This window comes from Nocardia carnea (assembly GCF_029868325.1).
Taxonomy (GTDB): domain Bacteria; phylum Actinomycetota; class Actinomycetes; order Mycobacteriales; family Mycobacteriaceae; genus Nocardia; species Nocardia carnea_C.
Genome location: NZ_JARWNW010000182.1, coordinates 1 through 12,535, shown reverse-complemented (window position 1 = coordinate 12,535; position 12,535 = coordinate 1). Strand labels below are relative to the sequence as shown.

Genomic DNA, 12,535 nt, shown 5'->3' with positions numbered 1-12,535 from the left:
GCCCGAGGGATGGGTACGGGAAAACGGCGAGGGGGCCGCGCCCGCGGGGGGGGGGGGGGGGCCCCGGGTTTTGGGAGGCGACGGGGGGGGGGGGGGCGGGCGGCAAGGGGCCGGGGGGGGGCGGGGGGGGGGGGGGCCCCGCGGGGTTTGGCACCCCAACCCCGGCCCCGCCCCCCCCCCGGGGGGGGGGCCCCTCAACCAGTGTTTCCCGTCAGCCTGCGGGCGCGGGAATCCAGCGCATACGGACCCGGGGGACGACGGGCCGGTGCCGTTTGGCGGCGAAACTGTGTTGCGCCGGAACCAGGAAAACGGTGAACCACGAACGCCGATTTTCGCGCAGATATCTCGCGACGGCCGGAATAAAAACGCAATGCACGCGACCCGCCGAACCCAGCCGGTGGCGGCCTGTACGGATTTCTCTGGTGCGCATACTCTTTCCTTTGCTTGTCGTAACAAGTGCTATCGGAAAAAGGGCAATTTCCGTCGATATTGCGGCAAGCGCAGATTATCCGAGTGAATCTCGTGGTCCGGACATTTCCGGATCGGGCCCCCGTGGGCGTGTCGGGCAGCGCCCGCGGTGCGACCTGTTCGGCGGTGGGCGTGCCCCGGATGCGAAACTGACCCAATGTTACGAATCGGCCTCACCGGAGGTATGGGCGCGGGCAAATCGACCGTCGCGCGGGCACTCGCCGAACACGGGGCGGTGATCATCGACTCCGACGTCATCGCACGGGAGGTGGTGGCCCCCGGAACTCCCGGACTGGCCGCCCTCGCCGAGGCGTTCGGCGCGGATATCCTGGCCGCCGACGGAAGCCTCGACCGGCCCGCCCTTGCCGCCAAGGCGTTCCGCGACGACGAATCCCGCGCCACCCTGAACTCCATCACCCATCCACTGGTGGGGCAGCGCACCGCCGAGCTGCTCGCCGCGGCCGCGCCGGATGCCATTGTGGTGCAGGATGTTCCGTTGCTCGTGGAGAACAATATGGCGCCGTTCGTGAACCTGGTGCTGGTCGTGGACGCCGCCACCGGCACCCGCCTGCGGCGACTGGTCGAATTCCGCGGCGTGGACGAGGCCGATGCCCGCGCCCGGATCGCGGCGCAGGCCACAGACGAACAGCGCTACGCCGCCGCCGATGTGCTCCTGGACAACAACGGTGCCGCGGGTGCAGTAGAAGCCGAGGTCGCGCGGCTGTGGGAGCGGCGGCTGGTGCCGTTCGAAGCGAATATGCGCGCCGGTATAGCGGTGCGACCCCAGTTCGGCCTCGTGGAAGCCCGGCCCGAGTGGGCCGCGCAGGCGCAGCGGCTGATCGCGCGGTTACAGGTTGCGGCCGGCGCGGCAGCCGTTCGGGTGGACCATATCGGCGCCACTGCCGTTCCGGGGCTACCCGCACCGGATGTGCTCGAACTGCAGATCACGGTCGGTGACGAGGCCGCCGCCGACGGTATTCGGGGTGCCTTGGCCGGTGCCGGATTCCCGGAGCTTCCGGCGCCGGTCCACGAGCCGGCGTCCGGGGAAGGAGACGGGCTCACCGAGGGCCCGGTGCACGGTAGCGCGGATCCGGGGCGGCCTGCTTTCGTGCACCTGCGGGTGGCAGGAAGCCCCCGGCAGGAATTCGCCCTGGCCTTCCGCGACCGGTTGCGGGCCGATGAACAGATCCGCGCCGAGTACACCGAGGTGATCCGTGCGGCGGCGGCAAAGGCCGAGGGTCTCGCGGGGGACGACGCGTGGGCGGCGTATACCGCGGCGCAGGAGCCTTGGCTGACCGGAATGGAGCGGCCGGTCGGCGACCGGAACGCCGAGGGCCGGGGACGATGAGCTGACCGGAAGCCACCGGGGCGCCACCCCCTCGCCGAGCTCGCGGTCTCGATGGCGCCCGGCTCGTCAGCGGGTGGTCGCCATGCCCCCGCGTCCGGGGCCAGGGAGCTCACATCCAGGTCAGCGGCATGTCCAGGGATTCGGTCCAGGCCAGGAAGTCGTGACCGTGGGCGGCGATACCGTCGATGGCGCGGGTGGCGGTGGCGACGGCTTGTTCTGCGGTGGCCGCGTCGATCAGGCCGGTGGTGTGGGCGGCCAGGAGTTCGTCGACGTCCAGGAGCTGCGTTTCCCGGCCGGTCCGGACCACCAGGTCGAGGTAGTGGTCGACCGAGCGCCAGCGTTTCGGTTCGAACTCGCCGAACTCACCGATATCGAGGTAGTAGTCCTGGTCGCGCAGATGCGCCGGATGGAAATGGAACACGGTCGCGCGTAGACCGAGTGTGGGCAGCAGCCAGGATTCGAGGTAGTGGAACTGGGGGTGGTCGGCGGTGCGGGCCATGTACAGGCCCCAGGGCTCGAGGTGGTAGCGCTCGACGGCGCGGACGAACCCCTTCGGATCGGTATTGGTCAGTTCCGCGATATCGAAGTACTCCACCTTCGGCCGGTGGACGTGCACACTGGCTGCGTTGGTCACAGCTGGAGAATCTACCCAGGACGGCGGTGATGTGCGCGGCGCCGTTCCCGGTGGCGCCGCGGTCGCCGGGCGGTGTGGCCGCTGCCGTGGTGGAGGCCGGGATCATGTCGGTGGGCGGGCTTAGTCTGGGGATATGGCATTCGCAACCGAACTCCGTGCGGCCGGCGTCAGCGGAACCGAGGCCGACGGGCAAACTCCCCTGGCGAAATCGGAGTTCCGCCCGGTCGGGGAGATCGAGCGGACCGGCGGGCAGTTCCAGGTCGTCAGTCCCTATCAGCCCGCCGGCGATCAGCCGGCGGCGATCGAGGAGCTGGAACGCCGGATCACGGCCGGGGAACCCGATGTGGTGCTGCTGGGCGCCACCGGTACCGGTAAATCCGCCACCACGGCCTGGCTCATCGAACGATTGCAGCGGCCCACGCTGGTGATGGCCCCGAACAAAACCCTCGCGGCGCAGCTGGCCAACGAGCTGCGCGAAATGCTCCCGCACAACGCGGTGGAGTATTTCGTCTCCTATTACGACTACTACCAGCCCGAGGCCTATATCGCGCAGACCGATACCTATATCGAGAAGGACAGCTCGATCAACGACGATGTGGAGCGGCTGCGCCATTCGGCCACCTCCGCGCTGCTGTCCCGGCGCGATGTGGTGGTGGTGGCCTCGGTGTCCTGTATCTACGGCCTGGGCACCCCGCAGTCGTATCTGGATCGCTCGGTGCTGCTGGAGGTGGGCGCGGAGGTCGATCGGGACGCGTTCCTGCGCATGCTGGTGGATGTCCAGTACACGCGAAACGATATGGCCTTCACCAGGGGATCGTTCCGGGTGCGCGGCGATACCGTCGAGATCATCCCGTCCTACGAGGAACTGGCGGTGCGGATCGAATTCTTCGGCGACGAGATCGAAGAACTCTATTATCTGCACCCGCTCACCGGGGACGTGGTGCGCAAGGTCGATATGGTGCGGATCTTCCCGGCCACCCACTATGTGGCCGGTCCGGATCGGATGGCGCGGGCGGTCAGCGATATCGAGGCCGAGCTGGAAGAACGGCTGGCCGAACTGGAAGGTAAAGGCAAACTGCTCGAGGCGCAGCGATTGCGGATGCGCACCCAATACGACCTGGAAATGATCCGGCAGGTCGGCTTCTGCTCGGGTATCGAGAATTATTCGCGGCATATCGACGGGCGGCCCGCGGGTTCGGCCCCGGCTACGTTGCTCGATTACTTCCCGGACGATTTCCTGCTGGTCATCGACGAATCCCATGTCACGGTGCCGCAGATCGGCGGTATGTACGAGGGGGATATGTCGCGCAAACGCAACCTCGTCGAATACGGTTTCCGGCTGCCGTCGGCGGTGGACAACCGGCCCTTGACGTGGGAGGAGTTCGCCGAACGGATCGGTCAGGCGGTGTACCTGTCGGCCACCCCGGGCGATTACGAACTGGGCCGTGTCGGTGGTGAGGTGGTCGAACAGGTCATCCGCCCGACCGGTCTGGTCGATCCGCAGGTGGTGGTCAAACCGACCAAGGGGCAGATCGACGATCTGGTGCACGAGGTGCGGCAGCGGATCGAACGCGACGAGCGGGTACTGGTCACCACGCTCACCAAGAAGATGGCCGAGGACCTCACCGACTATCTGCTCGGGCTGGGTTTGCGGGTGCGCTACCTGCATTCCGAGATCGACACCTTGCGCCGTGTCGAATTGCTGCGCCAGTTGCGTCTCGGCGAGTACGACGTGCTCGTCGGGATCAACCTGCTGCGTGAGGGCCTGGACCTGCCGGAGGTCTCCCTGGTGGCCATCTTGGACGCCGATAAGGAAGGGTTCCTGCGCAGCACCAAAAGCCTCATCCAGACGATCGGCCGTGCGGCGCGAAACGTCTCGGGCGAGGTGCACATGTACGCGGACAAGATCACCGATTCGATGCGCGACGCCATCGACGAAACCGAACGACGCCGGGCCAAACAGCTCGCCTACAACGCGGAAATGGGGATCGACCCGCAACCGTTGCGCAAGAAGATCGCCGATATCCTCGACCAGGTCTACTCCGAGGCAGACGACGAGGTCGCGGTGGGCGGATCCGGTCGTAATGCCAGCCGCGGCCGGCGGGCTCAAGGGGAGCCCGGCCGGGCGGTGAGCGCGGGCATCGTGGAGGGTCGCGATATCAAATCGATGCCGCGGGCCGAACTGGCCGATCTGGTGGCCGAGCTCACCGATCAGATGATGAACGCGGCCCGCGAACTGCAGTTCGAGCTCGCGGGCCGGCTCCGCGACGAAATCGCCGACCTGAAGAAGGAGCTGCGCGGGATGGACGCGGCCGGATTGAAATGACCGGCTCGCGTTGCGGCGGACGGTCAGCCCTGGGTGGCCATCCATTCGTCGACCCGGCGTTCGGCTTCCTCTCGGGAGACGTCTTCCACCCGGGTCATCACCACCCAGCGGTGACCGAACGGGTCCAGCAGGGCCCCGTAGCGGTCGCCGGTGACGAAGGTGGCCGGATCCTCGGGGACCTTTGCGCCGTGCTCCCGCGCGCGGGCGATCACGGCGTCGACATCCGGGCAGTAGTGCACCAGCGAGGTGTGCACCCATTCACCGGTGGGCGCCAGCACGTTCTGGTCGGGTACCGGCATGCCCAGCTGGATCGTGGAATCGCCGATCTTCAGTTCGGCATGGGCGGGCTGCCCGTCGGGCATATCGTTGCGGGAGATCACCTCGGCACCGAATACGGCGCTGTAGAAGTCGATGGCGGCTTTGCCGTCCGGGACCGCGATGAACACGGTGATCGAGTGGTAACCGTCGGGAATCGGATTCACTGTTTCGCTCATGAGTTCGAGTCTGCTCGGGTGCGCGGCCGGGTTCTTGTAAGAAAGCGACAGTTCGCCGAAGCCGGTGGTGGGCCCGTCCGGCGCCTCGGGGGCGGGCGTGCCGGCGTGCGCCCAGCGGTACCGGTTGGAAAGCCACAGCTCGCCGAAGCCGACATCGTCACCCGGTACCGGCCGGTGCCGGGCAGGGAGCAGCAGGGCGCCGAGCCTTCTCGGTGCCCGCGACACAACAGTCCGCCGCACACGGGCAGCCGGTGCCGCTATCGAGAGAGGTGGCGTCCGGACGGAATCGCCGTACGGCCGCCTCGCGGCTTCGGCCCGGCACGGCGGTCCGGCGCAACCGTTCCCGGCCCGCTTCCCCCTCGACCTCGAGCCTTCGTCGCATCGGTATCCGGCTCGCCGTGGCCGGGCCCGGGGGCTCGGTGGTGGCCGGCACGTCATGGGCAGCGGCAAGGCAGGACCGTGCCGTGAGCGGCCCGGAAATCCCGGTGCGCCGCGCCGCGCCCGCGGCGGATGACCGGAAGGCGATTCTGCATCCGCATGAGCAGGAGCGGTATCGCACGCTCGAGCGGTTGCCGACCGGCCCGGAGGTCGCCGAGTTCGTCGAGTGGTATTGGGCCGTGCGCTGGGATATGCGCGGGCGAGCGCCCTACTTCGCCGAGGTGCTTCCGTTTCCTTGTGTGCATCTCACCTTCGAACGCGACGGAGACCGTTTCGGGGGATTCGTCAACGGTGTATGCACCCGGAAGTACGTCCGGGAACTCGCCGGTCGCGGGGAGGCCTTCGGGGTGCGGTTCCGGCCCGGCGGGTTCGGGGCGTTCACCGGTCTCGATGTCGGCGAGTTGCGGGACCGGGCCGTGCCCGCCGCGGAGGTACTGCCCGATATCGGAGATCTCGCCGAGCGGGTACTCGATACCCCCGCCCATCCCGACCGGCGCCGGTTGGTGGAGGACTATCTGGGCACACGCACCCGGCGCGACGATCCGAACTACCGGCTCGTGCTGCGGATCGCGGCCGCGATGGCGCGGGAGCCGGAACTCACCCGCGTCGATCAGGTCACCGAGCGGTTCGGCGTTTCGGCGCGGACGCTGCAGCGGCTGTTCCGCCGGTATATCGGTGCGGGGCCGAAATGGGTGTTGCGCCGGTACCGGCTCCAGGACGGTGCGGACCTGCTGGCTCGCGGTCGTACCGCCGATCTCGCCGCGCTCGCCGCCGACCTCGGATATTTCGATCAGGCGCATTTCACCCGCGAGTTCACCGCGGAGGTCGGAATGGCGCCGCTGGAATATGCCAAGAATTCGTTACGCTCGCGCGATGAGGTGACTTCCAAGGTGCTGCCTGCCTCATAATCGAATTTCGGATTCGGCATATAAGCGGTACCCGTCGGTGAGAGCGAGGAGCTGCACATGGATGTCGTGGTATTGATCGGCCGGGTGATGTTCGTCATCCTGTTTCTGAGCTCGGCGCTGGGGCATTTCACCCAGACGAAAGCAATGGCCGGCTACGCGCAGGCCAAGGGTGTGCCCATGCCGGAGATGGCTGTCCGGGCCTCGGGTGCGCTCATGTTGCTCGGGAGTATCAGCATTCTGCTGGGTATCTGGGCCGACCTGGGTGCGTTGCTGTTGCTGGTGATGATCGTGCCCACCATGATCATGATGCATAGTTTCTGGAAGGAAACCGATCCCGAGGCAACCCAGTCGGAGACCATTCAGTTCAACAAGGATCTCGCCCTCGCGGGCGCGCTGGTGATGCTGTTCGGCTTTTTCTCTCATACCGAGGAATTGGGGCTGACGATTACCGGCCCGCTGTTCTAGCAGTGACGCCCTATTCGGTGATCCGGTACGGTTTGCCGACGGTGGGTTGTGAGGAAAATCCCAGGGCGCCAATGGTGTTCACTCATCTTGTGATGTCTCACATATTCGAGCGGTTGGCCCCGGGAACATCCAGGTAGATGCGGTCGCTACCGCTCCGGGAAGCAGAAATGTGAAACACTGATGCCGCCACGAAGCACTGTGATGTAGAACGAATCAGGTTACTCGGGCCTCGGTTACGGCTATGGTCTACGCAGTCGCTGCGCCGTTGCCGACTTTCCGGCAGCGTTCGGCGCAGCCGCGTTTATACCCCGCACAGTTGGAGGAGAGAATGACCGCCTACCGGACCATTGTCGTCGGTACCGACGGCTCGGACTCGTCGTATGTCGCCGTGGACAAGGCCGCCGCATTGGCGGGAGCCGCGGGTTCGACACTGATCCTGGCCTGCGCCTACTACCCGACCGACGACCGTGACGTCGCCGCCGCGAGCGATATGCTCAAGGACGAGGCGTACCAGGTTCGCGGTTCGGCGCCCACCAACGAGATCCTGCGTACCGCGCGGGATCGGGCCGTGGCGGCCGGTGCCAAGGAGATCGTCGAGAAGGCGATTGTCGGTGAACCGGTCGAATCCCTGCTGGACCTGGTGAAGGAAACGCAGGCGGATCTGCTCGTGGTCGGCAACCGGGGCTTGAACACGCTGGCCGGGCGGTTGCTGGGTTCGGTGCCCTCGGATGTGGCGCGTAAATCGAAATCAGATGTCCTGATCGTGCACACGGTGCGCTGACCCGCATCGTTCGCTTTCGCCCCGCCCGGAACGTGATCCGGGCGGGGCGTTCGCGTATCGGGCGCGGCCGCCGGTGCATTCGTCGGCACACCCGGGATCAACTCGTGTGGCGCACGTTACGGCACCGGATGCCGCTGCTGCGAGACGCCGACGACCGGTGTCGCCGGACTGCCGCTCCGGCTCCGGGAGCCGGGCGGTGACGGCGATCCGAACGGCCGCCGGGGTACCGGGCATGATCGGAACTCGCCCGGATGACCCGGATCAGCGTGCGAGGCGGTGCAGTTCGGGCGGGAGATCGGCGCTGTGCACCACGGTGAGCTGCTGGGTCGCGCGGGTCAGGGCGACGTACAGATCGTTGCGGCCGCGTGGTGAATCGGCGATCACCGCGCTCGGTTCCACCAGGTACACCGCATCGAATTCCAGGCCCTTGGCCTCGGTCACCGTGAGCACCCGGACCGATTCGCCGGCCAGATGGGCGAGCTCGCCGATGTTCTCGGCCGGGGCCAGTACCGCTGCGGTGCCCGGACCCTGCTGCTCGGCGAGCAGGGCGGCCAGCGTGTCGGCGATCTCCGCCGCGGGCACCCGATGCGCCTCCGGTAGGCGGCCGGTTTCCCGGACCGAGCGCGGCATCTGGGCGGCGGGGTCGATGGTGGCCAGCACATCCGCGGCGACCGCCATGATCTCGGCGGGGGTGCGGTAGTTCACCGTCAGCTCGGTGCGTTTCCAGCGTTTGGCCACATACGGTTCCAGCATCTGCGCCCACGAATGGGCACCCGCCGGATCGCCGGTCTGCGCGATATCCCCGACCACGGTGACCCACCGGTTCGGTATCCGGCGCATCACCATGCGCCAGGCCATCTCCGACAGTTCCTGCGCCTCGTCCACGATCACATGCCCGTAGGTCCAGCTGCGGTCGCCGGCGGCGCGTTCGGCGGTGGTCTGCCGGTTGCGTACCTGCTGACGTTCGGCGAGCTGGCTCGCATCGATCAGGTCGTAGGCCATCAGGATTTCCGGGTCGAGTTCGTCCTCGAGATCCTGCGGGGCCGAACCGGTCAGGATGTCCAGGGCGTCCTGCGCCTCGGCGAGCTGGGCGCGCCAGCGCCGCCGGGCGCGTTCGCGTTCTTCCGCATCGTCGGTGCCCAGCAGTTCGGCCAGCTCGTCGAGCAGGGGCGCGTCGGCGGCGCTGAACTCGCCGGTGCCGGTGCGCAGGAGTTCGGCGCGGTCTTCCGGGGCGAGGATCTTGCCGGCGGCCCGGTCGAGCCGTTCGGCGTCGGCGAGCAGATCGCTGAGGACCTGCTGCGGGGTGAGCAGCGGCCACAGTTCGGCCAGCACCCGGGTGACCGTGGCGTCGGCGCGCAGTTCGTCGCTGATCTCGCTGAGATCGGCGGCGCTGAGCAGGCTGCGGCCGCCACCCAGCGGGTCGGCGCCCATGGTCTGCGCCAGCTGGTCGGTGAGTGCTTCGATCACCATCGATACGAAGATCGGGCGGGCCAGATTGTGCGGGCGGCGCGAGGAGCGGGCCCGGCCCCGGGCGCGGGTCACGATCTTGCGGTCCAGGGTCACCGGATAGCCGTCGAAGGTCAGGGTGATGGGTTCGCGCGGCACCTCTTGCCGGTCGCGGACGGCGTTCTTCAGGATGTCGAGAACCTGCAGCGATCCCTTGAGTTCGCCAGCGCGCAGCGAATCGTCCAAGGTCGCCTTCACGCCCGGATACAGGTCGCCGATGGTGGACAGCAGCACGCCGGTCTCACCGAGCGACGGCAGGACTTGGCCGATGTAGTCGAGGAAGGTGGCATTGGGGCCGATGATCAGCACACCGCTCTTCGCCAGCTGCTGGCGATAGGTGTAGAGCAGGTAGGCGGCGCGGTGCAGCGCGACCGCGGTCTTACCGGTGCCCGGCCCGCCCTGTACCACCAGAACGCTTTTGTGTTCGGCGCGAATGATCGCGTCCTGTTCGGTCTGGATGGTTTCCACGATGTCGGACATATGCCCGGTGCGTGCCGCGTTGAGCGCCGCGAGCAGCGCGCTCTCGCTGCCGACGCCGCCGTCGGAGGCGGTGGCGCCGGCCCGGCGGGCGGCGTCGAGATCCAGGTATTCGTCGTTGACCGCGGTCACCCGGCGGTTGCGGGAGCGGATATGGCGCCGGCGGGCCACGCCGTCCGGCGCGGCGGTGGTGGCCAGATAGAACGGCCGGGCGAGCGGGGCGCGCCAGTCGAGGAGCAGGGTTTCGTAGTCGTTGTCCTCGTCGAGGATGCCGAGACGGCCGATATAGCGCTGTTCGGGGCCCTCCTCGCCGTCGGTGATATCGATCCGCCCGAAGCACAGGCCGTGCTCGGCGGCGTCGTATTTGGCCAGATCCTCGGTGTAGAGCTGGCTGAACGATTCCCGTTCGGTACGCGCCTGCGGAGTGCCGCCCGTCTCCAGCAGTACCGTGCGCAACCGCTGGTCGGCATAGGCGCGCATCCCGTCCAGCCGGTCGTACAGCACCGACAGGTACGCCTGCTCCTGATCGATATCTCGGGTCGCCGCATCCGGCGGTGACTCGGCGGAGTCCAAGGCGCCTACACGTTCCTGGGTGCGGTTGTCGGGCAAGTTCTGGCTCCTTCTCACCCACGGCGGGACAAGTTCGGCGGACACGAAATCACGATGTGCACGCGTTGCGCTGGGGCGTGCACAGAGTTGTCGAGTCTACTGCGGACTCCGGGGACATGACGTTTCCCCAGGTCGGCGACCTGTTTTCAGGAGACGTTGCTGTTGTCGCCGCGGAGCCCGCGTCCGCCGGTGGCATCGCGGTGGCCCGGCGGTTTGGCCTCGTACATCGCGATATCGGCGTCGTGCAGGACCGCTTCCGGCGTGCGGGTATCGCCCGGTTCGAGCGTGGTGACCCCGATGGAGGCATTGACCGCGATCCGGTGCCCGCGGGCGACGATCGGCTCCGCCATGGCCGCGCGCAGCCGCTGCACCAGCGGTTCGAGTTCTTCGTCACCCGGGCGCCCGGCCAGCAGGACCAGGAATTCGTCGCCGCCGAGCCGGCCCACCAGATCCTCGGCACGCAGCGCGCGCAGCAATCGGTGGGCCACGATCCGCAACACCGTATCGCCGATGGCGTGACCCATGGTGTCGTTGATCGATTTGAAGCCGTCCAGATCGATGAACATCACCGTGGACACTCGGCGGTGCGCCCCGCTGGCGGCCAGCGCCCCCGACAGTTGCGACAGGATCAGCGAGCGGTTGGCCAGACCGGTGAGCGGGTCGTGGGTGGCCTGGTATTCGAGCTGGCGGCGGCCGGCCAGGTATTCGGTGATATCGGTGAACGAGCACACCGCCGCCGCACCGGGTTCGTCCGGGGCGAGCAGGCGGCTCGAAACGCTCAGCCAGCGGCGGCGCCCGTCCGGGCGGCCGATCGCGAAAACGAAGGCGGTGACCGTCTCGCCGGTCGCGAGGGTCCGCGCGACCGGATGCCGGGCGGGGGGTAGCGGTGCACCGTTGGCATCCAGCCACTCCACCGGCAGCTGGGCGATCTTCGAGCCGACCACCGGCATGTTCTCGTCGATGCCGAGGATGCGCCGGGCCGCCGGATTGGCGGAGCCGATGATGCCGTCCTGGTAGATGACCGCCACACCCTCTTCGAGCTGTGCCACCACCGTGGTGAAGTGCTGTTCGGCGCGGCGCTGCGCGCGTTCGGCGCGGCGCTGGGCGGACAGATCGTGCAGGACCACCTGGTAGGCCAGGCGATCGTGCCAGGCGGTGAGCACGGAAACCGTTTCCACCGGGACCTCGCGGCCGTCCAGCGCCAGCAGCGTCATCTCGGTGGGGTCGGTGGCGACACCGGCCGCGGTCAGGCCGGCGAGCCGCTCGAACATCGTCGCGCGGGAATCGGGGTGAATGAAACGGGCGACACGCTGACCCAGGACTCCGGCGAGATTCGTCGCGCCCAGGAGCCGCAGGCATGCCGGATTGGCGTAGACCACGATGCCGCGTTCGTGGACGAAGATTCCGTCCGGGGAGTGTTCGACCAGGGAGCGATACCGATGCGCGAGTTGCTCGGCGGCGGAGGCCCTGCGATCTCCCATACCAACCCCCATCGTCGGTTGACCCGGACATTCAAACACGGCACAACTACGGCATCCACACACAGACAGCTCGTCCTGTGCACATGATGCCTCCGGCGATCGACCACAACGTATTCCCCGCGGTGGGCCGGGCGACCGGGGACCGGGGAGGGGAAATGCTGTGCACGACACCGGACTTCATCATCGATCTTATGTCGGGCACCGGGATCGGTGCGGTCGCCGGTCACGGCTGCGGCCGCGAGACTCGCCGGGAGCGGCGGCGGCGGGCGGTCCGGACCGGCGTGATCGGTGACACGCCCCGGTGACAGGCCCGGTTGACCTACCCTGGGAAGGGAGCCCGTCCGGTCGCCCGCCGTCCTGACGGTGCGCACGGGCACTGTGCGCGGCATCCGCCGCGCGGTCCGCGGAATCGCACCGTAACCGCCGGGGGCTCGGCCGTTCGGCGAAACTTGTCGGTGGCTCGCCCTAGCATCAGCGCGGGCCGATCCGCGGCCCCAGCCGGAAAGTGGCGACCGGGTAGCACAGGCCGTCCTCCGCGCCGCCACCACCCGAACCGGGCCGGTGGCGGCGGCTCCAGCGGAACGACATCATGGCGCGCCT

General features: G+C 67.9%; 10 protein-coding genes. 5 read left to right on the top strand and 5 right to left on the bottom strand.

Annotated elements, in window-relative coordinates:
* Window positions 1–211: 211 nt before the first annotated feature.
* Entirely contained in the window at window positions 212–430 is a 219-nt protein-coding gene (locus QH196_RS14410; protein WP_081595458.1) for a hypothetical protein, read from the bottom strand.
* A 195-nt stretch (window positions 431–625) separates the two neighbouring features.
* Between QH196_RS14410 and coaE the strand changes: the two genes are divergently transcribed.
* Window positions 626–1,816 (top strand): dephospho-CoA kinase, encoded by a 1,191-nt coding sequence (gene coaE / locus QH196_RS14405; RefSeq protein ID WP_280416291.1) that lies wholly within the window; start codon window positions 626–628, stop codon window positions 1,814–1,816.
* 109 nt (window positions 1,817–1,925) lie between these two features.
* On the opposite strand, the gene QH196_RS14400 is transcribed toward coaE, so the two are convergent.
* Window positions 1,926–2,450 carry a DUF402 domain-containing protein gene (locus QH196_RS14400; protein ID WP_280416290.1) on the bottom strand — a complete coding sequence of 175 codons (525 nt, stop codon included), beginning with the start codon at window positions 2,448–2,450 and terminating at the stop codon, window positions 1,926–1,928.
* Window positions 2,451–2,583: 133 nt separating this feature from the next.
* On the opposite strand from QH196_RS14400, the gene uvrB reads away from it, so the two are divergent.
* Window positions 2,584–4,776 (top strand): excinuclease ABC subunit UvrB, encoded by a 2,193-nt coding sequence (gene uvrB / locus QH196_RS14395; protein ID WP_280416289.1) that lies wholly within the window; start codon window positions 2,584–2,586, stop codon window positions 4,774–4,776.
* A 23-nt stretch (window positions 4,777–4,799) separates the two neighbouring features.
* Here the strand turns inward: uvrB and QH196_RS14390 are convergent, their stop codons facing one another.
* Window positions 4,800–5,270: a VOC family protein gene (locus QH196_RS14390; protein WP_280416293.1), complete on the bottom strand. Its 471-nt coding sequence runs from the start codon at window positions 5,268–5,270 to the stop codon at window positions 4,800–4,802.
* Between the two features lie 464 nt (window positions 5,271–5,734).
* Here QH196_RS14390 and QH196_RS14385 point away from each other — a divergent pair, with 464 nt between their 5' ends.
* The 3 genes from QH196_RS14385 to QH196_RS14375 all read left to right on the top strand — a co-directional run bounded on the left by QH196_RS14385 (window position 5,735) and on the right by QH196_RS14375 (window position 7,862).
* On the top strand, window positions 5,735–6,616 hold the full coding sequence (locus tag QH196_RS14385) for a helix-turn-helix domain-containing protein (protein WP_280416288.1): 882 nt from the start codon (window positions 5,735–5,737) through the stop codon (window positions 6,614–6,616).
* 57 nt (window positions 6,617–6,673) lie between these two features.
* Window positions 6,674–7,081: a DoxX family protein gene (locus QH196_RS14380; protein WP_280416287.1), complete on the top strand. Its 408-nt coding sequence runs from the start codon at window positions 6,674–6,676 to the stop codon at window positions 7,079–7,081.
* Between the two features lie 328 nt (window positions 7,082–7,409).
* Window positions 7,410–7,862 (top strand): universal stress protein, encoded by a 453-nt coding sequence (locus tag QH196_RS14375; RefSeq protein WP_280416286.1) that lies wholly within the window; start codon window positions 7,410–7,412, stop codon window positions 7,860–7,862.
* 261 nt (window positions 7,863–8,123) lie between these two features.
* On the opposite strand, the gene QH196_RS14370 is transcribed toward QH196_RS14375, so the two are convergent.
* Window positions 8,124–10,454 carry a HelD family protein gene (locus QH196_RS14370; RefSeq protein ID WP_432279496.1) on the bottom strand — a complete coding sequence of 777 codons (2,331 nt, stop codon included), beginning with the start codon at window positions 10,452–10,454 and terminating at the stop codon, window positions 8,124–8,126.
* A gap of 146 nt (window positions 10,455–10,600) precedes the next feature.
* Window positions 10,601–11,935: a sensor domain-containing diguanylate cyclase gene (locus QH196_RS14365; RefSeq protein ID WP_280416285.1), complete on the bottom strand. Its 1,335-nt coding sequence runs from the start codon at window positions 11,933–11,935 to the stop codon at window positions 10,601–10,603.
* Window positions 11,936–12,535 lie beyond the last annotated feature (600 nt).

Excerpts from the sequence above, each read along its gene's own strand:
- QH196_RS14410 (WP_081595458.1), bottom strand. The coding sequence starts at position 430 with ATGCGCACCAGAGAAATCCGTACAGGCCGCCACCGGCTGGGTTCGGCG.
- QH196_RS14380 (WP_280416287.1), top strand. The coding sequence starts at position 6,674 with ATGGATGTCGTGGTATTGATCGGCCGGGTGATGTTCGTCATCCTGTTT.
- QH196_RS14390 (WP_280416293.1), bottom strand. The coding sequence starts at position 5,270 with ATGAGCGAAACAGTGAATCCGATTCCCGACGGTTACCACTCGATCACC.
- QH196_RS14365 (WP_280416285.1), bottom strand. The coding sequence starts at position 11,935 with ATGGGAGATCGCAGGGCCTCCGCCGCCGAGCAACTCGCGCATCGGTAT.
- QH196_RS14375 (WP_280416286.1), top strand. The coding sequence starts at position 7,410 with ATGACCGCCTACCGGACCATTGTCGTCGGTACCGACGGCTCGGACTCG.
- uvrB (WP_280416289.1), top strand. The coding sequence starts at position 2,584 with ATGGCATTCGCAACCGAACTCCGTGCGGCCGGCGTCAGCGGAACCGAG.
- coaE (WP_280416291.1), top strand. The coding sequence starts at position 626 with ATGTTACGAATCGGCCTCACCGGAGGTATGGGCGCGGGCAAATCGACC.